Below are 26,021 nucleotides of genomic sequence, written 5' to 3'. Positions count from 1 at the left end.
TCGAGCGGGCCGGGAGCAAGCCATTCCGAACTCGAGCTTCCCGGGCGCGCGCGGGGAGCGGCGCCCCGCAGGCCCAGGCCATCAAATCGCGGCGTGGTACACGGCTCGTCGAATTGTGATCATGGGTGTCCGTGAAAGCCGGGGTATGTTCAGCCGGGCCCGGCGCCGGCGCAGCCTTGAGCTTGATTTCAGCCTGTGAACGTCCATTTCGGATGCGAGCGCCGGCGGTCGGGCCCCGGTACGGCGGCGCAATATCGGCCTTGAAGAAACCGGAAATGTGGTGTGTGTTCGCAACACAAATCGCGCCGGCGATGCGTGCGGACCATTTGATCGGCCGGCCATCCAACAAACGCTCGGGAAGCAAACAATGCGAAAAAACTGGCTGTTCTTGGCGGGCACGATGACCGGCGTCGGTCTGACCCTGATGGTGACGGGTCCCGACGGCGCGCAACTCGTTGCGAAGGCCAAGGCCGCGGCCGGCATGGCCGACACCTATTCGCAGCTCAATCTGTTCGGCGCGGTGTTCGAGCGTGTTCGCGCCGACTATGTCGAGAAGCCGAGCGATCCCGCGCTGATCGAAGGCGCCATCAACGGCATGGTGTCGTCGCTCGATCCGCATTCGCGCTACATGAACGACAAGTCCTGGCGCGACATGCAGGAGACCACGTCCGGCGAGTTCGGCGGACTCGGTCTCGAGGTCACCATGGAGGAGGGCTTGGTCAAGGTCGTCGCGCCGATCGATGACACGCCCGCGTCCAAGGCCGGCGTTCTCTCGGGCGATCTCATTGCCAAGATCGACGGCGAGGCGGTGCAGGGACTGACGCTCGAGCAGGCCGTCGCCAAGATGAAGGGCGGCGTCAACACCAAGACCAAGCTCACCATCATGCGCAAGGGCAAGGACGCACCGCTCGACGTTACGCTGACGCGCGAGATCATCAAGGTGCGCCCGGTGCGCTATCACACCGAAGGCGGCGACATCGGTTATATCCGCATCACATCCTTCAACGAGCAGACCACCGAGAGTCTGCGCAAGGCGGTCGCCAGCATCTCCAAGGAGATCCCGCAGGAGAAGCTCGCCGGCTACGTGGTCGACCTGCGCAACAATCCGGGCGGGCTGCTCGATCAGGCCGTGTCGGTCTCCAGCACATTCCTGCCGCGGGGCGAGGTGGTCTCCACCCGCGGCCGCAATCCGGAGGAGACGCAGCGCTTCACCGCGCGCGGCGGCGACCTCACCAAGGGCAAGCCGCTGGTGGTGCTGATCAATGGCGGCTCGGCCTCGGCGTCGGAGATCGTGGCCGGCGCGCTGCACGATCACAAGCGTGCGACCCTGGTCGGCACGCGCTCGTTCGGCAAGGGCTCGGTGCAGACCATCATTCCGCTCGGCGCCGGCAACGGCGCGCTGGCGCTGACCACGGCGCGCTACTACACGCCGTCGGGACGCTCGATCCAGGCGCAGGGCATCGCGCCGGACATCGAGGTCAAGCAGGACGTGCCGGACGAGCTGAAGGATCGCGGCGATCTCAAGGGTGAGGCCGGCATGCGCGGCCATCTCTCGGCGCCCGACGGCACCGAGCAGACCGGCTCGCAGTCCTACGTTCCGCCGGACGAGAAGGACGACAAGGCGCTGCACGCCGCATTCAACGTGCTGCGGGGCGTCACGGTGAACGCTGACGTCCGCGCCAAGGCGGCGGTGCCGAACTGATCTGCGAAGCGGGCGGGTGCGCGGCTTGCGATGCTCACACCCGACGGGGCGGCCCTGAGGCCGTCCCGCCGTGGTTTTCGACCAGTGTGTACAGGCGAACACGGAGTATGTCCGTCTGTGTCCCGTAGATCATGGCGGAGCCGTGGACTTCAAGGCACGACCGGTCGGCAGGGTTTGAATCTGGCTTGCGGAAAAGCCTCAAATTGCAACGGTATTTATCGGTTCGGAACCGGCTCAGGCGGCGTCCGAGCGCGAACGGCGGCCGGATGAGGGATTGGCGCGCTGCGCAGCGAACAATTGCCGCACGTCGGCTGCGGGCTTCGGAGGGCTGAACAGATAGCCCTGCATCTCCGAGCAGCCGAGCCGCTTCAGCACCTGCCGCTGCGCCTCGGTCTCGACGCCCTCGGCGGTCGTCGACATCTTGCGGATGGCGGCGATGTTGACCACGGCCTGGACGATCGCCGCGGAACCCTCGCTATCGGTGATGTCCTTGACGAAACAGCGGTCGATCTTGATCTTGTCGAACGGAATGCGCTGGAGATAGCTGAGGCTCGAATAGCCGGTGCCGAAATCGTCGAGCGCGATGCGGACGCCGAGCGCGCGCAACTGGTGCAGGGTGTCGAGCGCGTCGTCGTCGCGGATCAGCACCGCTTCGGTGATCTCGAGTTCCAGCCGATGCGGCGGCAGGCCGGAGGTCGCAAGTGCATTGGCGACCTTGAGCGCCAGGGTGCCGCTCTTGAACTGCACCGGCGAGACGTTGACGGCGAGCCGGATGTCGTCCGGCCAGCTCACCGCCTCGGTGCAGGCGACCTGGAGGACGCGTTCGCCGAGCAGGTTGATGAGGCCGGTGTCCTCGGCGATCGGAATGAACTCGGCCGGCGAGACGGCGCCGCGGGTCGGATGCCTCCAGCGCACCAGCGCCTCGCAACCGACGATGCGGTCGTCCTGCAGGCTCAGACAAGGCTGGTAGTAGACCTCGAGTCGATCGTCGGCCATGGCCTGGCGCAGGTCGACCTCGAGCTGGTGGCGCGCCTTGATCTGGGCGTCCATCTCGGGCTCGAAGAAGCGCCAGGTGCGGCGTCCCGCGGCCTTGGCGGCGTACATCGCCAGATCGGCGTTCTTCATGATCTGGTCGAGATCGGTGCCGTGCTCGGGGATCAACGCCACGCCGATCGAGGCGTCGGCGGTGAGCTGATGGCCGAGGCAGTCACGCGGAGCGCGGATCGCGCCGAGAATATCCTCGATCAGCTGTTCGACATCCTCCCGGTTGCGGATCGCCGTCTGAACCACGGCGAACTCGTCGCCACCAAGGCGGGCGACGAACCCCGCGGTGCCGACACAGGCGCTCAGGCTCGCCGCGACGGATTTCAACAGCTCGTCGCCGATGAGGTGGCCGAGCGAATCGTTGACGCCCTTGAACTCGTCGATGTCGATGTAGTGCAGCGCGAGGCGCCGGCCGTGGGGGACGCCGGTCAGCTCCTCCTTGAGGCGCTCGTGAAACAGGGTGCGGTTCGGCAGATCCGTCAGGGCGTCGTAGTGCGCCAGATGCGTGATCTGCTCCTCGGACCGTTTGCGCTCGGTAATGTCCTCGTGGGTGGCGAGCCAGCCGCCGCCCGCGATCGGCTCGTTGACGATCTGGATCCAGCGACCGTCCGTGGTCTCGATGATCTGCGAGGTCTTGCGGCCGATGTCGCGCAGCACCGCATCGGCATATTCGACGTCGTCGCCCGCCAGCGAGCCGGTGGCCTTGCGGTGCGCGATCAGCGCGCGAAACGTGCAGCCTGGTTTCACGACGTCAGCAGACAGGCCGTACATGTCGACGTAGCGCTGGTTGCTGATGACCAGGCGCTCCGATGCATCGAACAGCAAGAGGCCCTGGGTCATGTTGTTGACGGCCTTGTCGAGCCGTTCCTTCTCCAGCGTCAAGCGGCGGCTGGAGGCGTCGTGGTCGCTGATCAGCCGGCGCACCACGACGTAAAGCATGCCGGCGATCAGCAGCACCGACGTCACGCCGACGGCGATCAGGAAGCGCATCTGCTCGCGCCAGTCGGCGAGCGCCGCCGAGACCGTCGTCGTCGCAGTCACGATCAAGGGATAGCTCGTCAGCCGGTGCGATGCGCCGATGCGGTGCTCGCCGTCGACGGGGCTGCTGAAAATGCCCGTGGTGTTGCCATCGCCGGCCAGGATCTGGCGGAAGATCGGCGCGTTCTTGTAGTTCTGGTTCTGCATGCCCTCATGGCGTGGATGGCGGGCCAGAAGGGTTCCGTCGCGATGCATCATCGAGATCGCCGCGTCGGGACCGAGCGCGACCGAGGCGAAGAACCGCTCGACATTGATGGGTTCGAGACTGCGGCTGATGATGCCCAGGAACTCGCCGTTGGGACTGGTCAGTTTCAGGGCAATGACTGCGACATATGTGCCGGTGATCCGGCCCACCACCGGTTCGATCAGCAGTTGCGGCGCGGTCGGATCGGATTTCAGCCGCTTGAAGAAGGTGCGATCGGCAATGTTGACGGGCGGCACCGGCCAGGCCGCTCCGGAGTTGATCAGGTTGCCGTCGGAGTCGAAGATGTTCAAACCGCCGACATAGGTCACCGCGCTCAGCTTGTCCTTCAGCATGGCATTGACGGCGGCGCTTCCCATCTGCTCCTTGAAGCGGGCGCCGCTGTCGATGTGGTTCTGTCGGACGTAGTTGGCGAGATCGCGCTGGATCGCGCCGAGATCCTCCATCTGCTGATCGAAATGGCGCGCCAGCAGGAGGACGGTGTTCTCCAGCTCACGCGTCGCGCTGTTCAGCGCGCGTTCCCGGAAACTGTCGGCCATGATGGTCGTACCGATCGCGATGGCTGCAATCAGCACGAGGCCTCCGCCGACCAGCCAGCGGATCGGTCCACCGCGGTCGGTCGAAGCTCTGAGGGCATTCCCTGGACTGGTGGTATCGGTCGTCATCGGTCCTGAATACGCTTGCGATCGGCGCTTCGGGATGGACCGCTACGATGTCCCTCCCACAACCATTGCTATCGGTCCGCAATGGAAGTGAGGTTAGGAAGTTGAGTTAGCGAACAATTAATTCGAAGTTGTATTTGGCTTGGTAATCTCTTCAGGCGCGATAGTGCCCGGACTTGCCGCCGATCTTTTCGGTCAAGCGGATACCTTCGATGCGTACGCCGCGCTCGGCCGCCTTGATCATGTCGTAAATGGTCAGGCAGGCGACGGACACGGCCGTCAGGGCTTCCATCTCCACGCCGGTCGGCCCGGTCACCTTGACGGTGGCGCTGACGAGGCAGCCGGGTAGTGCGGCATCGGGCGTGATGTCGACGGTGACTTTGGACAGCGCCAGCGGGTGGCACAGAGGAATCAGCTCGGAGGTCCGCTTGGCGGCCATGATGCCTGCGATGCGGGCAGTTCCGAGCACGTCACCTTTTTTGGCGTTGCCGGACAGGATGAGCTCGAGCGTCGCCGGGCTCATGACGACGCGGCCCTCGGCGGTCGCGGTTCGCTCGGTCGCGGCCTTGTCCGACACGTCGACCATGCGGGCTTCACCGCGGGCGTCGATGTGGGTCAGGGCGGGAGCGTCGGGCGACTTGTCGGCCATGGTCACTCAGCCGCGCTGGCGGAGGCGGCATTGCGCGCAAGCAGCGCGCGCGTCGCCGCCGTGACGTCCGCCTGCCGCATCAGGCTCTCGCCGACCAGGAAGGTCTGGATGCCGACGCGCGCCAGGCGCGCGAGATCGGCCGACGTGAAGATGCCGCTTTCGCCGACCAGAAGACGCTCGACCGGGACCAGCGGCGCCAGCGCTTCGGAGGTCGCCAGCGTGGTCTCGAAGGTTCGCAGGTTGCGGTTGTTGATGCCGATCATCGGCGAGCGCAGCTTCAGCGCGCGATCGAGCTCGGCGCGATCATGGATTTCGATCAGCACATCCATGCCGTGGGCGAGCGCGGCAGCCTCGATGTCCGCAGCGGCGGCATCGTCCAGCGCGGCCATGATGATGAGGATGCAGTCGGCGCCGTGAGCACGCGCCTCGATCACCTGGTAGGTGTCGAACATGAAGTCCTTGCGCAGCACGGGCAGGGCGGTCGCGGCCCGCGCGGCGACCATGAAGTCGAGATGGCCCTGGAACGACGGCGTATCTGTCAGCACCGACAGGCAGGCCGCGCCGCCGGCCTCGTAGGCCTTGGCAAGCACCGGCGGATCGAAATCGGCGCGGATCAGTCCCTTGGACGGCGAGGCCTTCTTCACCTCGGCGATCAGCGCGTAGTCGCCGTTCGCATGCTTGGCTCGGATCGAGGCAACGAAGCCGCGCGGCGGCGAAGCGTCACGCGCGCGGGCCTCGAGCTCCGGCAACGGGCATGCCCGCTTGGCGGCCGCGATCTCCTCGCGCTTATACGCTTCGATCTTGGTCAGGATGTCCGACATGGCACGCTCCGGTGGATCAGCTGTTGGAGACCTCGATCAGCTGCTTCAGCCGCGCCGCCGCGGCGCCGCTGTCGAGCGAATCCCGGCCGATTGCGACGCCTTCCTTCAGCGTCTTGGCGCGTCCGGAAACGACCAGCGCCGCCGCGGCGTTCAGCAGCGCCACGTCGCGATAGGGGCTCGGCAGGCCGTCCAGCACGCTCTGCAGGGCCACCGCGTTGGCTTCGGCGTCGCCGCCCTTCAGACCGTCGCTGCCGCACAGGCCAAGCCCGGCCTCTTCGGGCGTGACCTCGAAGGTGCGGATATGACCGTTCTCCAGCGCGGCGACAAAGGTCGGGCCGGTCAAGGTGATCTCGTCGAGCCCGTCGGAGCCGTGCACGACCCAGGCGGCCTCCGAGCCGAGATTCTTCAACACGTGGGCCAACGGCTCGACCCATTGCCGCGAGAACACGCCGACCATCTGGCGCCTGACGCCGGCCGGATTGGACAGGGGACCGAGCAGATTGAAGATCGTGCGGGTGGCGAGCTCGACCCGGGTCGGCCCGACGTTCTTCATCGCCGGATGATGCGCGGGCGCGAACATGAAGCCGATGCCGGCCTCGCGCACGCAGCGCCCGACCTGGTCCGGCTTCAGGTCGATCTTGACGCCGAGCGCGGCGAGCACGTCGGCGGCGCCGGAGCGGGACGACAGTGCGCGGTTGCCGTGTTTGGCGACCGGCACGCCGGCGCCGGCCACGATGAAGGAGGCGCAGGTCGAGACGTTGACCGAGCCGGAGCCGTCACCGCCGGTGCCGACGATGTCGACCGCGCTCGCCGGCGCATCGACGCGCAGCATCTTCGCCCGCATCACGCTGACGGCGCCGGTGATCTCCTCGACCGTCTCGCCGCGCACGCGCAGCGCCATCAGCAGCGCGCCCATCTGCGACGGCGTCGCCTCGCCCGACATCATGCTGTCGAAGGCGGACGCCGCCTCCTCGCGGGACAGCGGCGCGCCGGTCGCCACCTTGCCAATGATCGACTTGAGATCGTCCATCACGCGTGCCCCTAGCAAACCGTCACTGATTGTTGCCGCCGACCACCTGGGCCACCGCAGCCTCGTTGATCGTCGTCCCGATGTCCTTCTCGAGCTTCATGACATAGGCCGTGCCTTGCTCGTCGGCGAGCGCGCGCTGCAACTGGTCCTTCAGCTTCTTGGTATCTTCGGACGCGAGGTCGACCTTAGGCTCGATGATGTCGGTGACACGGAACACAATCCACCGCCGGCCGCCATCAGCCTCGGTTTGGCCGACGCCGTCCTTCGCCGTGCGGAATGCGGCGGTGATCGCGCCGGTGGGGACGCCGGGCACCGAGGCGTCGCGCTTGAACGCACTGGCCGTCTCGACCTTCACGCCGAGCGATGCCGCCTCGTCGGCGAGCTTGCCGCCCTCGCTGAGCTTCTTGACCAGCTCGGTGGCCTTTGCGCGCAGCTTGGTGGCGACCTCGTCATCGCGCCAGCGCGCGGCGACCTGATCCTTGACCTCGTCGAGGGGGCGATCGCGCGGCGGGGTGATGCCGAGAACCTCGAACCAGACATAACCGCCGCGGAACGAGATCGGCTCGTTGTCGACACCGACATCGCTGGTGAAGGCCTGCGCAACGACATCGAGGCCAAGCGGGATGTTCGAAACGGGCTGGCCGTTGGGTTGCTTGCCGGACCTGTCGACGGCTTCGAGCGTGATGGCATTGAGACCGAGCTTCTTGGCTGCCTCGGCGACGCTGGCGCCACCGCCGCGCTCGTCTTCCATCTTGTCACGAAGATTGGCGACTTGCGACTTGGCGCGGTCGGCTGCGATCTCCTTCTTGATGTCGGCAGCGACGCTCTCATATTCGGGCTGCTGGCCCGGCTGAATCGCGCTGACCTTGACCAGCGCCACGTTGAATGCGCCCTTGACCGGCTGGCTGACCTCGCCGGTCGGCAGCGAGAAGGCGGTATCGGCAACGACAGGGTCGAGAATCGCCGATTTCGTCACCAGACCGAGATCGAGATCGGCCGGGTTGAGGTTGCGCTCCTTGGCGAGCTCGTCGAACGTGACTTCACCCGCGGCGATCCGGGCGCGCGCCGCCTGTGCCTCCTCCATGGTGGGGAAGGTCATCTGCTGGACCTGGCGCTTCTCCGGCGTGCCCATCAGCGCCTTGCGCTGGTCGAACAGCTTCCTGGCGTCCTCGTCAGAAACGTCGGTCGACTTGCCGATCTCTTCGGGCGTCACCACGACGAAGGAGATCTTGCGATATTCCGGCGCCTTGAACTGGGCTTTGTGCTCTTCGAAATAGGACGCGAGAACCTCGGGCGAGGGCGCATCGATGGTGCCGGCCTGCGCCGCGTCGAGCTTGATGTAATCGATCGAGCGCTGCTCGTTCTGGAAGCGGCCGAGCGCCTCGAGCATCGTGTTGGACGGCTCCAGCCCGGCCGCGATCGTGCCGGTGATCTGCCGCCGCAGCGACTGTCGGCGCTGGTCAGCCAGGTAGCGCTGCTCGGTGAAGCCGAAATTGCGGATGATGGCCTGGAAGCGCTGCGGGTCGAACGCCCCGTTCGGGCCCTTGAAGTTGGGATCGCTGAGGATCACCCGCATGGTCTCCGCATCGGACTGGGCGAGACCGAGACGGCGAGCCTGCTCATCGAGGGCGGCTTCCGCAATCGTCTGCTGCAGCACGGAGCGGTCGAGCCCGAACATGCGGGCCTGCTCGGTGGTCAGCGGACGACCGAGCTGGCGGCCGATCTGCTGCAGCCGGTCGGTATAGATCTGCCGGAACTCGTTGACCGAGATCTCCGTGCGTCCCACGGTTGCAGCCGTCGACTGCCCGAAGCCGCGGAAGATGTCGGCGATGCCCCAGATGCCGAAACTGACGATCAAAACGCCCATGACCACCGCCATGATGGTCTTGCCGAGCCAGTTTGATGAGGCCTTGCGTAATCCTCGAAGCATGGGTCCAGTCTGTCTGCAGGAAAAAGGATGAAGAGGCCGCGCCTTAAAGCAGATTCCGCAAAAGGCCGTCACCGAGTTGAAACGGCTTATAAAGAGGCGGCCGCCCGGTCGCAACCTCGGCCCTGAGGCCGATTGAAGCGGTGGGAAGACGGCTCCCGCTCTGGTGCTCGTCGAAGGGCTCTGCTAGCCGATGTCCGTCACAACATTTGCTGGAATCCCGCCATGACCGACCGCATCCGGCCGCTGATCGCCGGCAATTGGAAAATGAACGGCCTGAAGGCCTCGACCGCCGAGTTCGACGCCATGCTGGCCGGAGCCGCCGAGGTCACCGGAAAGGCCGACCTGCTGGTCTGTCCTCCCGCCACCCTGGTGGCAGGCTTCGCCGAAAGGGCGCGCGGCTCCCACGCGATCGCGGTTGGCGCTCAGGATTGCCACCCCAAGGCGTCGGGAGCCCATACCGGGGACATTTCGGCGGAGATGCTGGCCGATGCTGGCGCCACCGCCATCATCGTCGGCCATTCCGAGCGGCGTGCCGATCATGGCGAAAGCGATGTTGTGGTGCACCAGAAGACCGAGGCGGTGTGGCGCGCCGGGCTGGTCGCGATCGTTTGCGTCGGCGAAACCCAGCAGCAGCGCGATGCAGGGCAGACGCTCGACATCCTGCGCGGCCAGCTCAACCTCAGCCTGCCGCAGGAATCACGGGCCGGCAACCTGGTCGTGGCCTATGAGCCGGTTTGGGCGATCGGCACCGGCCTGACCCCGACTGCCAAGGATGTCGAGCAGATTCATGCCTTTATCAGAGAGCTGCTGATCGATCGCTTCAAGCAGGAGGGAGCGCGGACGCGCATCCTCTATGGCGGCTCGGTGAAGCCCTCCAATGCGGCCGAGCTGATGGCGGTCGCGAATGTCAACGGCGCGTTGGTCGGCGGCGCCAGCCTGAAAGCCTCAGACTTTCTCGCCATTGCGAAGGGCTGTTGAGAAGCAACGTGAGCGAAAGCGCACGCCTCAGTCCGCCTGTTCGATTCGCTTCCAATAGATCTTCGTGCCGGTAAGGCCGCCATGCGGCTTCAAGGCATAGTCCGGAATGGTTCCGCTCAGCTGGAAGCCGACGCTTTCATAAAGCCGTGAGGCGCCCCCATCCTCGGCGGTATCGAGGACCAGCATCGTCCGACCGTGCGCGCGGGCGAGGTTTTCGGCCGCGCGCAGCAGCGCGGTCGCGATTCCGCGTTTGCGGTGGCTGATGCGCGTCATCATCTTTGCGATCTCGGCGCGGTGCGGCTGGTTCGGCGGCAGCTTCAGCTGCAACGTGACGGTCGCAATCACATCCTCGCCGTCGAAGGCGCCAAGAACGGCTCGTTCGCCGCGCGCCGCGGCCGAAAGCGATTCCCGCCAGAAGGCGTCGGCATCCTCCTCGCGAAGCGGGTGCATGAAACTGACCGAACCACCATCGGCGACCGTTTCGATCAGCATGGCGCGAAGCGCGCTTCGCACGACCGGTGTGTCCGATAGGGATGCAATTCGAATCGCGGACATTCTCAACTCCGGGCAAGCGCCACGACATAGACGCAGGGTGCGTCCGACTCGTTGGCAAAGGTGGTGTCGATCGGTGGGCCGAAGCCGAGGCAGTCGCCGGGGCCGAGGACGTGGCGTTCCGCGCCTTCCGTGATGGTCAATTGCCCGCTCTGCACCCAGAGAAGCTGGCGGATGTGGATGTAGGAGGAGGCCGGCAAGGTCACGCTGCGGTGCGCCGGCATCTCGACGGTCACCAACTCGATCGGATGATCCGGCCTGAGAAAGACCTGGCGCCGGACATAGCCCGTGTCCGGATCGCGCCAGACCGGCTGCTCGGCCGCCTTGGACAGGCGCTCCGACTGGGCCTCGGCTCGGAGCATCAAGCCGGCCAGCGTGAGATCGAACGCGCTTGCCAGCTTGACCAGGATGACCGCCGTCGGGCTGACCTCGGCGCGCTCGATCTTACTGATGGTGGCCTTTGACACTCCCGAGCGCTCGGCAAGGTCGGCCAGCGACCAGCCGCGGCTGTCCCGTTCCAGCAGCAGGCGGCGCGCCAGCCGCTGGCTGAAGTCGTCTATTATTTGATCCATATGTCTCTAATAGTAGAAAATGGATGGTCGGGCAAGCCTCGACGACGGGCGGCGCGGCAGCGCTTGTGAGAAGCGCGGCTGCGATTATCTGCGGGGTGGCGTTGCCCGACATGATCGTGTAACACCGCGCAAATTTCCGAATAGCCCGCGAAGCTCTCGCGATCCCGGCCTCCGGCCGGGGCCTGCGAGGGCTTGTGACGGAAGGTCACCATGCAGACTGTCTTGATCGTCATCCACCTCATGATTGTCGCCGTCCTGATCGGTACGGTGCTGTTGCAGAAATCCGAGGGCGGTGGCCTTGGCATGGGCGGCGGCGCCGGTTTCATGTCGAGCCGCGGCACGGCCAACCTGTTAACGCGCACGACCGCGATCCTGGCACTCCTCTTCTTCCTCACCAGCCTGGCGCTGACTTGGCTCGCGGGTCTGGATCGCAAGCCGACCTCGATTCTCGGCACCTTGCCTGGGCAGACCCAGTCAGGCGGTGCGACCCCGGTGGCGCCGACCGGGGGCGGCGTGCTCGACCAGCTCAAGAAGGCCGACGAGCAGCAGGCTCCCGCGGCTCCGGCTGCGCCGCAGGCACCGCAATCGCAATAACGCGGATAAGCCATGCAGGAACGCAATTGGCGTCCTGCGTCATGAAGCGGTCTCAAGTACCTGAGACCATTCAGATTTTGAAGTAACCCACAGGCCCGCGACAGCGTTGCGGGCTGCAAGCGATTCGTTTTGGCGAATCGAGCGCGCGGCATTAAAGGTAGGGTCCCATGGCGCGGTACATCTTCATCACCGGCGGCGTGGTTTCCTCGCTCGGAAAGGGTCTGGCTTCAGCCGCGTTAGGCGCGCTGCTGCAGGCCCGCGGCTACAAGGTCCGGCTTCGCAAGCTCGACCCCTATCTCAACCTCGATCCAGGCACGATGTCGCCGTATCAGCACGGCGAAGTGTTCGTGACCGATGATGGCGCCGAGACCGATCTCGATCTCGGACATTACGAACGCTTCACCGGCCGACCGGCGACCAAGGCCGACAACATCACCACGGGCCGGATCTACCAGGACATCCTGACCAAGGAGCGGCGCGGCGACTATCTCGGTGCGACCATCCAGGTCGTCCCGCACGTGACGAACGCGATCAAGGATTTCGTCCTGTCCGGGAATGACGAGTACGATTTCGTGCTGGTCGAGATCGGCGGCACCGTCGGCGACATCGAGGGCCTGCCGTTCTTCGAGGCGATCCGGCAGCTCGGCAATGAGCTGCCGCGCCATCACGCGATCTACATCCACCTCACGCTGCTGCCCTACATCCCGAGCGCCGGCGAGTTGAAGACCAAGCCGACGCAGCATTCGGTCAAGGAGCTGCGCTCGATCGGCATCCAGCCTGACATCCTGCTGTGCCGCACCGACCGCCCGATCCCGAAGGAGGAACGGCGCAAGCTCGGCCTGTTCTGCAACGTGCGCGAAAGCGCCGTCATCGAGGCGCGTGACGTCGACAACATCTATGCCGTGCCGGAGGCCTATCATGCCGCCGGCCTCGACGACGAGGTGCTGGCCGCGTTCGGCATCGAGCCGCGGGTGCCGCCGGCGCTTTCGAGCTGGCACACGATCAACGAGCGCGTCCGCAACCCGGAAGGCGACGTCACGATCGCGATCGTCGGCAAGTACACCGGCATGAAGGACGCCTACAAGTCGCTGATCGAGGCGCTGTCGCATGGCGGCATCGCCAACAAGGTCCGCGTCAAGCTCGACTGGATCGAGAGCGAGGTGTTCGAGAACGAAGACCCCGCGCCATTCCTCGAGCACGTCAATGGCATCCTGGTGCCCGGCGGCTTCGGCCAGCGCGGCGCCGAGGGCAAGATCCGTGCGGCGCAATTCGCGCGGGAGCGCGACGTGCCGTATTTCGGCATCTGCTTCGGCATGCAGATGGCGGTCATCGAGGCGGCGCGCAATCTCGTCGGGATCGCCGAGGCCAATTCGACCGAGTTCGGTCCGACGCCGGAGCCGCTGGTCGGCCTGATGACGGAATGGCTGCGTGGCAATGAGCTGGAGAAGCGCTCCAAGAGCGGCGATCTCGGCGGCACGATGCGGCTCGGCGCCTATCCTGCGGCGCTCAAGCGCGGCAGCCGCGTCTCCGAGGTGTATGGCGGCGCCACCGAGATCTCCGAGCGGCATCGCCACCGCTACGAGGTCAACACCGCCTACAAGGATCGGCTCGAGCAGCACGGGTTGAAGTTCTCCGGCCTGTCGCCCGACGGCGTGCTGCCGGAGATCGTGGAGTACGAGGACCACCCGTGGTTCATCGGCGTCCAGTTCCACCCCGAGCTGAAGTCGCGCCCGTTCGAGCCGCATCCGCTGTTCGCGTCGTTCATTCAGGCCGCAGTGGTGCAGTCGCGACTGGTGTAACGGGCTCGTGGTGCCAAGTCCCGTCATTGCGAGCGGAGCGAAGCAATCCAGAGTCGCGGGCGTGACTCTGGGTTGCTTCGTCGCTGACGCTCCTCGCAACGACGGCCGAGGCGCGCAACGCGACCTTTGACGGCCGCGACGATTGTTGCGACAACGCTCCCCGATCGCGCGAAGCCAGAAAAGATCAGGGAGGATCAGATGATCTACGAGAGCCGCATCTATCGCTGCATTCCGGGCCGGCTGCCGGCGCTGCTGAAGCGCTTCGAAAACACGACGCTGAAGCTGTGGGAGAAGCACGGCATCCGCCCGGTCGGTTTCTTCACGACTCTGATCGGCGAATCCAACCAGGACCTGACCTATTTCCTGGCCTGGGAATCGCTCGCCGAGCGCGAGACCAAGTGGACCAAGTTCATGACCGATCCCGATTGGATCGCGGCGCGCGCCAAGAGCGAGGAGGACGGCCAGATCGTCGCCAACATCACCAGCCAGTTCCTGGTGCCGACGGCGTTTTCGGCGCTGAAATAGAGGCTGGGGAGGGGCGGGGATGACCGATCCCGCAACCCTGCTATTCGCCGGCACACGCCGGGTTGATCGGGACGCCAGCGCTGGGCCATGGTCGCGCGCCCACATGAGGATGATGTCGTGAACGCTCCGATCTCTGCCGCGCCGGTCGTCAGCCTCGGCTCCGTCAAGTTTGGCAACCACCTGCCGCTCGCCGTGATCGCCGGCCCATGCCAGCTCGAGAGCCGCGCGCATGCGCTCGAGGTCGCCTCGGCGCTGAAGGAGATCGCGACGCGGCTGAACATCGGGCTCGTCTACAAGACCTCGTTCGACAAGGCCAACCGCACCAGCGCCTCCGCTGCGCGTGGGCTTGGCCTGGCGCAGTCGCTGCCGATCTTCGCCGAGATCCGCTCCTCTCTCGGCCTGCCCGTGCTGACCGACGTGCATGACGCCAGCCAGTGCGCCGAGGTGGCGCAGGCCGTCGACGTGCTGCAGATCCCCGCGTTCCTGTGCCGGCAGACCGACCTGCTGCTGGCGGCCGCGGCGACGGGCAAGGTCGTCAACGTCAAGAAGGGCCAGTTCCTGGCGCCCTGGGACATGGCCAACGTGGTCGCCAAGATCACGGGCTCCGGCAATCGCAACGTGCTGGTCACCGAGCGCGGCGTCTCGTTCGGCTACAACACGCTGGTCTCCGACATGCGGTCGCTGCCGATCATGGCGCGCACGACCGGCGCGCCGGTCATCTTCGATGCGACCCACTCCGTGCAGCAGCCGGGCGGCAAGGGCACGTCCTCGGGCGGCGAGCGCGAATTCGTGCCGGTGCTCGCACGCGCGGCCGTCGCCGTCGGCGTCGCCGGCGTCTTCATCGAGACGCATCCGGATCCCGATCATGCGCCCTCCGACGGGCCGAACATGGTTCCGCTCGCACAGTTCGAGGGTCTGCTACGAACGCTGATGGCGTTCGATGCACTCGCCAAGGCGCCGGCGGCGGACGCCGGGCGCTGATGCACCAGACCGCCGCCAAGCCCGCGGGGCAGAAGTTTCCGCCGGCGGTGAACATCATCGCCCTCGCGGGCTTCTCGGCGGCGCTGTCGACGCGGGCGCTCGATCCGGTGCTGCCGCATGTCGCCGAAGACTTTTCGATCAGCATCACCACGGCGGCGAGCATCGCCGCCGGCTATGCGCTGATCTACGCATTGATCCAGCCGGCGATCGGCGCTGCCGCCGATCTGTTCGGCAAGGCGCGGCTGATGACGTTGTGCCTGGCGCTGCTCGGCGTCGCGAGCCTGCTCGGCGCGCTCGCCACCTCGTTTCCGCTGCTGTTCGCGACGCGCATCCTCGCGGGCATCGCCTCGGGCGGCGTGTTTCCGGTGGCGCTTGGGCTGACCAGCGATCTCGTCGCGCCCGACAAGCGGCAGGTCGCGATCGGCCGCACGCTCGCGGGCTCGATGGCGGGCAACCTGCTCGGCGCGACGGCATCCGGCATCATCGGCGATTTCATCGGCTGGCGTGGCGTGCTTGCGATCCTCGGCGCGCTCGGGCTGATCGCCTCCTTCGCGGTGGCGGCAGGCTTTCGCGGCGCCAAGGTCACACATGCGCCGACCACCGATCTCGCCGCGCTGAGGAAGGGCTACCGCACCATCTTCACCAATCCCAATTCGCGCTTCTGCTTCTCGGCCGTGTTCGTCGAAGGCTGCTGCGTGTTCGGGCTGTTTCCGTTCATCGCCTCGTTCCTGTTCGATCTCGGCGAGACCTCGCTGTCGATCGCGGGCATCGTCATCGCGGGCTTCGCGGTCGGCGGCCTGTTCTACACGTTCACGGTGTCGAACTTCCTGCCGCGGCTCGGCGTCAAGGGCATGATGATCACGGGCGCTGCCCTGGTCGGGTTGCAGCTCGCCGCGCTCGCCTTCGGCCCGGGCTGGAAGCTGCAGTTCGGCTGCATGATGCTGATGGGCTGGGGCTTCTACATGATCCATGGCTGCCTGCAGGTGTTCGCCAGCGAGCTGTCGATCGGGGCGCGCGCGACCGCGATGTCGCTGCACTCGTTCTTCTTCTTCATGGGCCAGACGGTCGGCCCGATCGCCTACGGCTTCGGCCTGGTCCACGGTGGCAAGCAGCCGACCTTGCTGATCGCCGCCATCATGATGGTCGCGCTCGGCTTCGCCTGCGCCGCGCTGCTGCGGCAGCGGCCGCCGGCAGATGCGGCGGTCAGCTGACGGCCATGTCGGACACGGGCGCGGGCCCATTGCATCTGAAGACATGGTCCCGTCGCGGCAGCAACGCCTGCTAATTTGTTGCTCTGTCATGGCCGGGCTTGTCCCGGCCATCCACGTCGTTCGGCGCGCTGAGAAGGACGTGGATGCCCGGGCCTTCGCCGCGCCGAAGCGGCTTCGGCCGCGCAGGCGGGACAAGGCCGGCCATGACGACGTGGAGACGGGCGAGGGCAAAATGCCCATCGTTAGCTGCGATGGTCCTGGGAAAGTGCGGCGAGGGCGTTTCTCGCTCTCGATGCTGAAGATGCGCGGCTGAGACATATCGGCGCTTTCGTTGGCCGCGGGACGCACCGCCGCCATCTCGCGGCGCGTCTGCGTCCGAGCTTTGCCTTGGGACATGCCCTCTTTCTGAGAAGAGGGCGCGGGGAATGCCGGGAGCTGGCCGCCCCCATGGCCCGCCAGCAGAAAAAAATGCTGGCGGCAGGAACCACAGGTTCAGCCGAGACATCCCGGCATTCCCCGCGCGATGGTTGGGCGGCTTATACGTACTCTCCCCGGGGACCGGGCTGTCTTGCCCCCGTGACCGGCGGATCATCACCACCAGCGTAGCCTCAGCGTCGGGAGGCCAGGACCATACGATTTCGCCGGCGCATCAGGCTCGTTCGTCCGCATGACTGATCACGCTGCGACCCGACACGCCCACCGCATCCCGCCTCAACGTCCGTGACGACCGCGAAGCGCCCCTCTGATCGAGACGGGACGACGATAGTCAATCACAAATTCCGATAAAGCGAAAGTGGAATATTTTTAGCGGGAGGTATGGACAGAAGGATCGGCTTGAAAGCGCGCTAAAAAACGGCTCTCGGGAGCAGCGGTTTGTTGGTCGCGAAGGATGGGAAAGCCGAGTGGGAGCGCACCCGTCGGGCGACTCAGGGGTCATGGATCGACGCTGGGAGATTACGGTGACTGTGCTGGACTGCACCCCTCAAGTGAGACACGGAAATTTCTGTGACAGGGGATCAAGGTGACAGTGCGCTCAGTGTGTCCGGGCGGATCACGAACTAATTAAACGGTCACCGTAATCTATCTCTTCGCGCGCCGCCGATCGAGCGAGACCAACATGGCACACCTAAGCGATGACAAGATCGAGCAATACGCCGCAATCGATCATCGGATCAAGCCCGCCATCAGCGCCTCATCCATGTCGAGCGTACCGAGAGCCGGATCAATGACCGCGGTACGGCGAACGCCTATCGGCTAGCTTATATCGACTCCTACGTTCACTTCGGCACACGCGGGCGAGACCCCGATTTCGCGGCCGCGGAATGAGGATTACGATGCACCACCAGATGTCCCTGGGGGATATCCGGCTTCTGACTTCTATCTTTGATTGACGATACTGAACGTCTTACCTAGCCTCGAACCATGTTCGAGATCACCGGGGACGATATTTCCCATCTGAATGACACGGATCTGCGCGCGCTGATTGGGAGGCTCTCCGAGGCCGAGCTCCGCCGGCAGGATCACTCGGTTTCGCACGTAACCTGGGGCGGCAGCCAGACGGCTAAAGATGGTGGCCTTGACGTGCACGTGGGGCTGCCCTCAGGCGCCAGGATCGGTGGCTTCATCCCGCGTCCCGAGACGGGGTTTCAAGTCAAAAAGCCCGATATGCCCCGACAGGAAATTCTCGATGAGATGAAGCCTGGTGGCGTGGTGCGCCCTATCCTTCTCGATCTCGCTAAGGCATCGGGCGCTTACATCATTGTAAGTGCAACAGGGTCCACGGCTCACTCCGCACTGAAGAACCGCAAGAAAGCGATGGCGGATGCGGTAGAGGGCATCGCTGACGCATCGAAAATCGCACTCGATTTCTATGACCGCAACCGTGTGGCGACCTGGCTCCGCGATCATCCGGGTCTTATCCCATGGGTCCGGTCTTTGATCGGCAAATCGATTCCGGGCTGGCAATCCTTCGCCTCCTGGTCCCGCGCTCCAGGCGGTGTCGACGATGACTACCTGTTCGATGGCGAAGCGCGGATCAAGACCGGAGACAAGGACGAGGCAGACGGGCTCAGCGCGATCGATGGCATCAACCGCATACGTAAGATTCTCGGCCAACCGCGGCAGGTGGCGCGGCTGGTTGGATTATCAGGGGTCGGAAAGACGCGGCTTTGCGAGGCGCTATTCGACGGCAAGATTGGACAGGACAGCCTCGATCCATCGCTTGCGTACTACACGAACGTTGCGGAGGACCCAAGCCCGCCGCCGATTGGCCTTGCATCCGACCTCATCGCCGCAGGCAGGCGGGGAATCCTTGTCATCGACAATTGCCCTTCCGAGCTCCACGGCGAGTTGGCGAAGCTAGCGCGCACGGCGAACTCAACGATCAGCGTTATTACGGTTGAATACGATATCCGCGATGACCAGCCGGAGGGCACCGATGTATTCGCGCTGGAGTCGTCGTCACTGCCCCTAATCGAAAAGTTGGTGGCTCGCCGCTACCCAGAAATCTCGCAGACTGATGCCGGCACGATCGCGGAATTCTCAGGCGGCAATGCGCGTGTCGCGCTCGCGCTCGCCGCGACAGTTGGAAAGAACGAATCCGTCAGCGGCCTTAGCGATTCCGATTTGTTCAAACGGCTATTCCAACAACGTCATGAGCATGACCCTGATTTGCTCCTGATCGCACAGGCTTGTTCGCTGGTGTATTCCTTCGAGGGGGTCAAAACAGAGGGTAACGGCGCAGAGCTACCCATTCTCTCTGGGCTTATCGGTAAGCCCATATCGGAGGTCTATGCGGCCATTGCAGAACTGAAGCGGCGCGACTTGCTGCAGGAACGCGCGGAATGGCGCGCCGTGTTGCCGCATGCCATCGCCAACCGCCTTGCGACCCTCGCGTTGCAGAACATTCCTGCCGCAACGATTCTGAATGTGCTCGTAACGAGCGCTCCCGTGCGCCTGCGGCGTTCCTTCTCGCGGCGGCTGGGTTACCTCGATGGCAGCAAGGAGGCCCGAGCTATCGTGGAAGGATGGTTCGCGCCCGGCGGCATGCTCGCGGACATACCTAATCTGGGCGGAGACGAGCGCACGATGCTGGCGAACGTCGCTCCGGTCATGCCGGACGAAACCTTGGCCGCTATCGAACGTGCGTTGAAGGACGCGGACCGCGCGACACTAGCCAAGAGCGCGCATGTCGTGCGGCTTCTGCGGTCACTGGCTTACGAACCAGCGCAATTCGAGCGGGCCATCGCGCTCCTGATCAAGTTTGCGCAAGCGGTGGAATCCGAGGATGACAACGGCGCAGCAGGTATCGTGCCGACGCTCTTTCATATTGTCCTTTCCGGAACTCATGCGCCGATTACCATGCGCCTTAAGGTGCTGGAAGGCTTGCTCCGGTCAGATGATCCTGCTCTGCGCGCGCTTGGATTTCAGTCGCTCGATGCCGTCCTGAAGACTGATCACTTCTCGTCGTCCCACAATTTTGACTTTGGTGCGCGTTCCCGTGACTATGGCTATTTCCCACCGACCGGGAAGGATGTGCAGGATTGGTTCGGCGCGGTCCTGCAGCTCGTCTCGCCCGTGGCTTGGTCCGATGATCCTGCCGCAGCCGGTGTTCGGACCTCGATCGCCCGTGAGTTCCGAGGGCTCTGGTCAAACGCCGGGCAAATCGATGCTCTTGAGAATCTCATGAAAGAGATCGCCAAGAAAGGATTTTGGCGCGAAGGTTGGGTAGCCGTACGCCAGACTCGAATTTATGACGGCGAGCACATGCCGCCTGAGATCTGCGAGCGACTATCCGCTTTGGAAGAAGCGCTTCGGCCAAAGGACTTAGTCAATCAGGTGAAGGGGGTGGTTCTCGGAGCCGGCGGCGGAAGCGTCGATCTTGATGATCTCGATGAGGTCGAGAACGATGACTACGCAGGTGCCAACGCGCGCATGAACCGAACGGTTGAAAATCTGGGCAGGGATGTCGCGAAAGACGACGAGGCGTTCAAGACCCTGCTGCCGGGCTTAGTGAAGGGTGGCTCGCGCGTTCCGCTCTTCGGCGAAGGCCTCGCGGGCAGCACCGAAAAGCCGTATGAGATTTGGCAGGCGTTTGTCACCGAATTTGGGACCACAGAGAAGCCCGCGACGGGAGTAATTGGCGGTTTCTTGGCCGGCTTGCAAAAACGGGACTCCAAGCTGACCGATAAGATGTTGGACGAAGCGCTGCAGCACCCATCGCTCGGACCATACTTTCCTCAGTTGCAGGCAAGTGTTCCCATCGACGACCGCGGGCTCAAGCGACTGCACGACGCGCTTGAACTTGGCAAAGCCGATATCACCCAGTTTTACGTACTGGCCTATGGCCGCGTGAGCGATGGAATTCCGGGGCCTCAATTCCGCGATCTGTTGCGTGCTATTGCAAGCAAGACCGGCGGACTGATGGTTTCGCTGGAAATTCTCTCGATGCGTTTATTTGCTGATGCGGCAGACAAGCGTTTGCCTGCGCCCGAAGTGGCCGAGGTCGGCCGGGTACTATTGGATGTGTTCGAGTTTCATAAGAAAGACCGGCGTACCGATCGAGAGGATCGAGAACTTGGGCGGATCGCTCAGGTGTCGCTGGTCGGCGACGAGGGAATTCCCGTCGTGCGGCGCTTGGTCCAAAAGATGATGGTTGCCGTCCGCCGTTATGACATACACGCGCATGACCAAGACGATCTGATGACGGGACTCCTTCAGGTTCATCCGACCGTCGTGCTGGACGAAGCGTTTTCCGGCGACGCCAAGGCCAGGGATACGGCGGTGCAGGCCTTTGCCGACTTTCGCCGGTTCGACAAGAACCCGATGGGAGTTGTCTCCGACGATGTTATCCTTGCCTGGTGCGATGCGGCCCCAGCTATCCGCTATCCGATTATGAGCGCATCTGCTAGCTTGTATAAGTGCTCTGCAAACAAAGAGCCGCATGAATGGCTTCCCTTGGCGGCAAAGCTCCTTGCCAAGGCGCCTGATCCCCAGGCTGTGCTTAAGGAGATTGTGCGGCGCCTTCATCCCACGAGCTGGAGCGGTTCGCTTGCGACCAAGCTAGAAGGACGGCTCAGGCTCCTTGAGCAGCTTCCTATTGATCAGACACCCGTGCTTATCGATGCGCTCGGCGCCGCCAAAGCTGTACTGCAGGAGAGGATCGCTGCCGAGCGCCGGCACGAGGCAGCAGAGAGCAGGTCTCGCAATCGCCGGTTCGAGGACTAAACGCGCCTTAGATAGATGGATATTGCCGCGCATACCCCATGTCTCTAGCCAAAAATGGTCCAGTTTTCCGGCCTCAGATCAACGTGCCGATCACCCCCGCCCGCGATACGGCGCGACGCCTTGGTCCGGCACCCACAGGCCCTTCGGCAGCTTGCCGATCTGCCAGAACACGTCGATCGGGATGCCGCCGCGGGGGTACCAGTAGCCGCCGATGCGCAGCCATTTGGGCTTGATCTCGGCGGCGAGGCGCTTGCCGATGGCGACGGTGCAGTCCTCGTGGAAGGCGCCGTGGTTGCGGAAGCTCGCGAGGTACAGCTTGAGCGATTTGGATTCCACCAGCCAGGGGCCGGGGGCGTAATCGATCACGAGGTGGGCGAAGTCCGGCTGGCCGGTTACCGGGCAGAGCGAGGTGAACTCCGGCACCGTGAAACGGGCCAGGTAATCGGTGTCCTTCTGCGGGTTGGGGACGCGGTCGAGCCGGGCCGCCTCCGGACTGTCCGGGGCCGCCACTTCGCGGCCGAGCTGAAGGCCGGCCGATGTCAGGGCTGGGGTGGATTTCTTCGCCATGTTTTGTGTCATCCGTCGCAATTGGCGCCGCTTTAGCCAATCTCCGGCCATGCGTCATCCGGTTCGTGATTTCGACGCCAGTTCTGCCGCTCTTGGCCTTTTCGCCCCCGTGACCTTGCGGTAGAAGCGGCGCAGCAACGCCCACCAGAAGCCCGTAAGAGGACCCCATGACCGCCATCGTCGACATCATCGGCCGCGAAATCCTGGACAGCCGCGGCAATCCCACGGTCGAGGTCGACGTCGTGCTGGAGGACGGCTCGGTCGGCCGCGCCGCCGTGCCGTCCGGCGCCTCCACCGGCGCCCATGAGGCGGTCGAGCTGCGCGACGGCGACAAGCACCGCTATCTCGGCAAGGGCGTGCTGAAGGCCGTCGAAGCCATCAACGACGAGGTCTATGAGGCGCTCAGCGACATGTCGGTGCAGGACCAGGTCCAGATCGACCAGATCCTGATCGAGCTCGACGGCACCGAGAACAAGAGCCGGATCGGTGCCAACGCCATTCTCGGCGTCTCGCTCGCCTGCGCCAAGGCGGCGGCGATCTCCTACGACATGCCGCTGTATCGCTATGTCGGCGGCACCTCGGCGCGCACCCTGCCGGTGCCGATGATGAACATCGTCAATGGCGGCGTCCACGCCGACAATCCGATCGATTTCCAGGAGTTCATGATCATGCCGGTGGGCGCGCCGAGCTTCGCGGAGGCGCTGCGCTGCGGCTCGGAGATCTTCCACACGCTCAAGGCCGAGCTGAAGAAGGCCGGCCACAACACCAATGTCGGCGACGAGGGCGGCTTCGCGCCGAACCTGCCGTCGGCGGACGCAGCCCTCGACTTCGTCATGAGCGCGATCGGCAAGGCCGGCTACACCGCCGGCGAGGACGTCATGCTGGCGCTCGACTGCGCGGCGACCGAGTTCTTCAAGGACGGCAAGTACGTCTACGAGGGCGAGAACAAGTCGCGCTCGCGCTCCGAGCAGGCCAAGTATCTTGCGGATCTGGTCGCCCGCTACCCGATCGCCTCGATCGAGGACGGCATGTCCGAGGACGACATGGACGGCTGGAAGGAGCTGACCGACCTGATCGGCCACAAGTGCCAGCTCGTCGGCGACGACCTGTTCGTCACCAACGTCAACCGTCTCGCCGACGGCATCCGCAACGGCCGCGCCAACTCGATCCTGATCAAGGTCAACCAGATCGGCACGCTGACCGAGACCTTGGCCGCGGTCGAGATGGCCTACAAGGCCGGCTACACCGCTGTCATGTCGCACCGCTCCGGCGAGACCGAGGATTCCACGATCGCCGATCTCGCGGTCGCCACCAATTGCGGGCAGATCAAGACCGGCTCGCTGGCGCGCGCCGACCGCACCGCCAAGTACAACCAGCTGCTGCGCATCGAGCAGGAGCTGGACGCGCAGGCCAAATATGCGGGCAGGGCGGCGCTGAAGGCGCTGGCCTGAGTCTGGACCAGGCTAACCAAAGAAAAAAGGGAGGCACGCATGGGTGTCGAGACACAGGGCCTGCAACTGCGGACGTTGATCAGGCGCAGCGGCGAGCTCGAGCTCTCGCTGGTCGACGTGCCGACCCCCGAGCCGGGGCCGGACGAGGTGGTGGTGCGGATCGAGGCGGCGCCGATCAATCCGTCCGATCTCGGCCTCCTCGTCGGCGCGGCCGATCTGTCGACCCTGCAGGCGTCCGGCACCAAGGACCGGCCCGTGATCACCGCCAAGGTGCCGGAGGCGGGGATGCGGGCGATGGCCGGCCGGCTCGACGAGTCCTTGGCCGTCGGCAACGAGGGTGCCGGCGTCGTGGTCAAGACCGGGTCGTCGGATGCCGCCAAGGCGCTGATGGGCCGCACGGTCGCGGCCATCGGCGGCGCGATGTACAGCCAGTATCGCTGCCTGAAGCTCTCCGAATGCCTGCCGCTGCCGGCCGGCACCACGCCGGCCGAGGGCGCATCCTGCTTCGTCAATCCGCTGACCTCGCTCGGCATGACCGAGACGATGCGGCGCGAGGGCCATACCGCGCTGGTGCATACCGCGGCCGCGTCCAACCTCGGGCAGATGCTCAACAAGATCTGCCTCAAGGACGGCATCCCGCTCGTCAACATCGTGCGCAGTGCAGCACAGGCGGAGATCCTGCGCGGCATCGGCGCGAAATACATCGTGGATTCGACGGCGCCGACTTTCATGGACGACCTGATCGCGGCGCTGGTCGAGACCGGCGCGACCATCGCCTTCGATGCGATCGGCGGCGGCAAGCTCGCCGGCCAGATCCTCAACGCGATGGAAGCTGCGATCAACAAGTCCGGCAAGCATCCCTACAGCCGCTACGGCTCGAACGTGCACAAGCAGGTCTACATCTACGGCAGCCTGGACACGCGCCCGACCGAGATCACGCGCGGCTTCGGCATGACCTGGAGCGTCGGCGGCTGGCTGCTGTTTCCCTTCCTGATGAAGATCGGCAAGGCGGATACCGAGCGGCTGCGCCAGCGCGTCGTCGACGAGCTGAAGACGACCTTTGCGAGCCACTACACCAAGGTCGTTTCCTTGTCCGAGGCGCTCGATCCGGCCAACCTTGCCGTGTACGCCAAACGGGCCACCGGCGAAAAATTCCTCATCGACCCCAACAAAGAGAAGTGACCTAACGTCGCTCCTCGGACGTTGCTGACGGGCTTGCGTTTGGCCCGCATGCGGAGACAATCCGCCCCGTTTGTCTGGGGGCGGTGTCAGCCGCATGGAGCACTGAGGAGAGATTTGTCATGACCCGATTGGATCGCCGTCGATTTCTGGCCGGTGCGGCCCTCGCCGGGGCTGCAACCGCTTTGCCGCCGCTGGCCGGACGGGCACGCGCAGCGGTTGCACCCGCCGGCGCGCAGGCGCCCGGCTTCTATCGCTACAAGGTCGGCGACTATGAATGCACCTCCGTCAATGACGGCGCGCGCACCTTCCCGATGCCCGACACGTTCGTCGTCAACACGGCGAAGGACGACGCGCTCGCGGCTGCCGAAAGCGCCTACATGCCGAAGGGCATGATCACGATCCCCTTCAATCCGCAGCTGATCAACACCGGCTCCAAGCTGGTCCTGATCGACACCGGCAACGGCGCTGGCGCCTTCGAGGCCAGCAAGGGCGCGGTTGGCCGCACGCTGCAGAACCTCGCTGCCGCCGGCGTCGATCCGAAGAGCATCGACGTCGTCGTGCTCTCCCACATGCATGGGGACCACATCAACGGCCTCAAGCTCGCGGACGGCTCGCTGGCGTTCCCGAACGCCGAGCTGAAGGTGCCGGCTAAGGAGTGGGCGTTCTGGAATAGCGACGAGAACGCCGCCAAGGCGCAGACCGACTTGATGAAGGGCAACTTCGCCAACTTCAAGAAGGTGTTCGGCGGGCTCGAGAGCAATATCACTCAGTACGAGTGGGACAAGGAGGTCGCGCCCGGCATCACCGCGCTCGGCACGCCCGGTCACACGCCGGGACACACCTCGTTCGCGGTCGCGTCCGGCAACGCCAGGGTCCTGATCCAGGCCGACGTCACCAACGTTCCCGAGCTGTTCCTGCGCAACCCCGACTGGCACGTGATGTTCGACACCGATGCCGAGATGGCGCAGGCCACGCGGCACAGGTTCTACGACATGGCCGCCGCCGAGAAGGCCAAGGTGATCGGCTTCCACTTCTCGTTCCCTTCAGTGGGCTATGTCGAGAAGGACGGCGCCAAGTACCGGCTGATTCCGGCGCCGTGGAATCCGGTGATCTGAATATCGGTTAGCGTCATTGCGAGGAGCCCCCGGGTCTCGCCTCCGGCGAGCCCGAGGACAGGCTCCGCGACGAAGCAATCCAGAGTCCCAACCGAGCCCTGGATTGCTTCGCTTCGCTCGCAATGACGGAGGAGAGAGGGGGCCGCCTTCGGGCGGCCTGAGCGTTTTTGCATATGCGAAATGCCGGGCT

At 64.8% G+C, this 26,021-nt stretch carries 19 protein-coding genes; 11 read left to right on the top strand and 8 right to left on the bottom strand.

Features of this window, described 5'->3' with window-relative positions:
• Positions 1 to 367 precede the first annotated feature (367 nt).
• Positions 368 to 1,702, top strand: a complete 1,335-nt coding sequence (locus ACQR0W_RS19245) for a S41 family peptidase (RefSeq protein ID WP_315750922.1) — start codon at positions 368 to 370, stop codon at positions 1,700 to 1,702.
• 234 nt (positions 1,703 to 1,936) lie between these two features.
• On the opposite strand, the gene ACQR0W_RS19240 is transcribed toward ACQR0W_RS19245, so the two are convergent.
• The 5 genes from ACQR0W_RS19240 to ACQR0W_RS19220 all read right to left on the bottom strand — a co-directional run bounded on the left by ACQR0W_RS19240 (position 1,937) and on the right by ACQR0W_RS19220 (position 9,078).
• Positions 1,937 to 4,651 (bottom strand): bifunctional diguanylate cyclase/phosphodiesterase, encoded by a 2,715-nt coding sequence (locus tag ACQR0W_RS19240; protein WP_315750924.1) that lies wholly within the window; start codon positions 4,649 to 4,651, stop codon positions 1,937 to 1,939.
• A 151-nt stretch (positions 4,652 to 4,802) separates the two neighbouring features.
• Positions 4,803 to 5,297: a cyclic pyranopterin monophosphate synthase MoaC gene (gene moaC, locus ACQR0W_RS19235; protein WP_316165272.1), complete on the bottom strand. Its 495-nt coding sequence runs from the start codon at positions 5,295 to 5,297 to the stop codon at positions 4,803 to 4,805.
• Between the two features lie 2 nt (positions 5,298 to 5,299).
• The gene (gene trpC, locus ACQR0W_RS19230; RefSeq protein WP_315827486.1) at positions 5,300 to 6,118 is read right to left on the bottom strand and encodes an indole-3-glycerol phosphate synthase TrpC; all 819 of its coding nucleotides are present in this window, start codon (positions 6,116 to 6,118) and stop codon (positions 5,300 to 5,302) included.
• Between the two features lie 16 nt (positions 6,119 to 6,134).
• Complete coding sequence (gene trpD / locus ACQR0W_RS19225) at positions 6,135 to 7,148, bottom strand: anthranilate phosphoribosyltransferase (RefSeq protein ID WP_315711632.1); 1,014 nt, start codon at positions 7,146 to 7,148, stop codon at positions 6,135 to 6,137.
• Positions 7,149 to 7,170: 22 nt separating this feature from the next.
• The gene (locus ACQR0W_RS19220) at positions 7,171 to 9,078 is read right to left on the bottom strand and encodes a peptidylprolyl isomerase (protein WP_316170138.1); all 1,908 of its coding nucleotides are present in this window, start codon (positions 9,076 to 9,078) and stop codon (positions 7,171 to 7,173) included.
• Positions 9,079 to 9,300: 222 nt separating this feature from the next.
• Between ACQR0W_RS19220 and tpiA the strand changes: the two genes are divergently transcribed.
• Entirely contained in the window at positions 9,301 to 10,056 is a 756-nt protein-coding gene (gene tpiA / locus ACQR0W_RS19215; protein ID WP_315750930.1) for a triose-phosphate isomerase, read from the top strand.
• A gap of 27 nt (positions 10,057 to 10,083) precedes the next feature.
• Here the strand turns inward: tpiA and ACQR0W_RS19210 are convergent, their stop codons facing one another.
• Complete coding sequence (locus tag ACQR0W_RS19210) at positions 10,084 to 10,611, bottom strand: GNAT family N-acetyltransferase (protein ID WP_315711635.1); 528 nt, start codon at positions 10,609 to 10,611, stop codon at positions 10,084 to 10,086.
• Positions 10,612 to 10,613: 2 nt separating this feature from the next.
• A complete protein-coding gene (locus ACQR0W_RS19205) occupies positions 10,614 to 11,180 on the bottom strand; it encodes a helix-turn-helix domain-containing protein (RefSeq protein WP_315711636.1) in 567 nt (188 codons plus the stop codon).
• Positions 11,181 to 11,390: 210 nt separating this feature from the next.
• On the opposite strand from ACQR0W_RS19205, the gene secG reads away from it, so the two are divergent.
• The 6 genes from secG to ACQR0W_RS19175 all read left to right on the top strand — a co-directional run bounded on the left by secG (position 11,391) and on the right by ACQR0W_RS19175 (position 21,516).
• The gene (gene secG / locus ACQR0W_RS19200) at positions 11,391 to 11,774 is read left to right on the top strand and encodes a preprotein translocase subunit SecG (protein ID WP_315711638.1); all 384 of its coding nucleotides are present in this window, start codon (positions 11,391 to 11,393) and stop codon (positions 11,772 to 11,774) included.
• Positions 11,775 to 11,941: 167 nt separating this feature from the next.
• Entirely contained in the window at positions 11,942 to 13,573 is a 1,632-nt protein-coding gene (locus tag ACQR0W_RS19195) for a CTP synthase (protein ID WP_315711639.1), read from the top strand.
• Between the two features lie 198 nt (positions 13,574 to 13,771).
• Positions 13,772 to 14,098: an NIPSNAP family protein gene (locus ACQR0W_RS19190; protein WP_316187145.1), complete on the top strand. Its 327-nt coding sequence runs from the start codon at positions 13,772 to 13,774 to the stop codon at positions 14,096 to 14,098.
• A gap of 117 nt (positions 14,099 to 14,215) precedes the next feature.
• Entirely contained in the window at positions 14,216 to 15,079 is an 864-nt protein-coding gene (kdsA, locus tag ACQR0W_RS19185) for a 3-deoxy-8-phosphooctulonate synthase (RefSeq protein WP_316187144.1), read from the top strand.
• Positions 15,079 to 16,290 (top strand): MFS transporter, encoded by a 1,212-nt coding sequence (locus ACQR0W_RS19180; protein ID WP_316187143.1) that lies wholly within the window; start codon positions 15,079 to 15,081, stop codon positions 16,288 to 16,290. Before kdsA ends, ACQR0W_RS19180 begins: the two co-directional genes overlap by 1 nt.
• A 1,422-nt stretch (positions 16,291 to 17,712) precedes the next feature.
• Positions 17,713 to 21,516, top strand: coding sequence for a hypothetical protein (locus ACQR0W_RS19175; protein WP_316187142.1), 3,804 nt, complete (start codon positions 17,713 to 17,715; stop codon positions 21,514 to 21,516).
• A 90-nt stretch (positions 21,517 to 21,606) separates the two neighbouring features.
• Here ACQR0W_RS19175 and queF read toward each other — a convergent pair whose 3' ends face one another.
• Positions 21,607 to 22,083 (bottom strand): preQ(1) synthase, encoded by a 477-nt coding sequence (queF, locus tag ACQR0W_RS19170; protein WP_316187141.1) that lies wholly within the window; start codon positions 22,081 to 22,083, stop codon positions 21,607 to 21,609.
• Between the two features lie 167 nt (positions 22,084 to 22,250).
• Between queF and eno the strand changes: the two genes are divergently transcribed.
• From eno to ACQR0W_RS19155, 3 genes are all read left to right on the top strand, one after another.
• Entirely contained in the window at positions 22,251 to 23,534 is a 1,284-nt protein-coding gene (gene eno, locus ACQR0W_RS19165; protein ID WP_315738192.1) for a phosphopyruvate hydratase, read from the top strand.
• A gap of 39 nt (positions 23,535 to 23,573) precedes the next feature.
• A complete protein-coding gene (locus ACQR0W_RS19160) occupies positions 23,574 to 24,716 on the top strand; it encodes a zinc-binding dehydrogenase (RefSeq protein ID WP_316187140.1) in 1,143 nt (380 codons plus the stop codon).
• 119 nt (positions 24,717 to 24,835) lie between these two features.
• Positions 24,836 to 25,831 carry an MBL fold metallo-hydrolase gene (locus ACQR0W_RS19155; RefSeq protein ID WP_315750944.1) on the top strand — a complete coding sequence of 332 codons (996 nt, stop codon included), beginning with the start codon at positions 24,836 to 24,838 and terminating at the stop codon, positions 25,829 to 25,831.
• Positions 25,832 to 26,021 lie beyond the last annotated feature (190 nt).

Origin of the sequence: Bradyrhizobium sp. HKCCYLRH1034 (assembly GCF_051168375.1) — a bacterium.
Lineage (GTDB): Bacteria > Pseudomonadota > Alphaproteobacteria > Rhizobiales > Xanthobacteraceae > Bradyrhizobium.
Note: the sequence above shows the minus strand (reverse complement) of the source record. Positions and strands in the feature narration are given on the sequence as shown.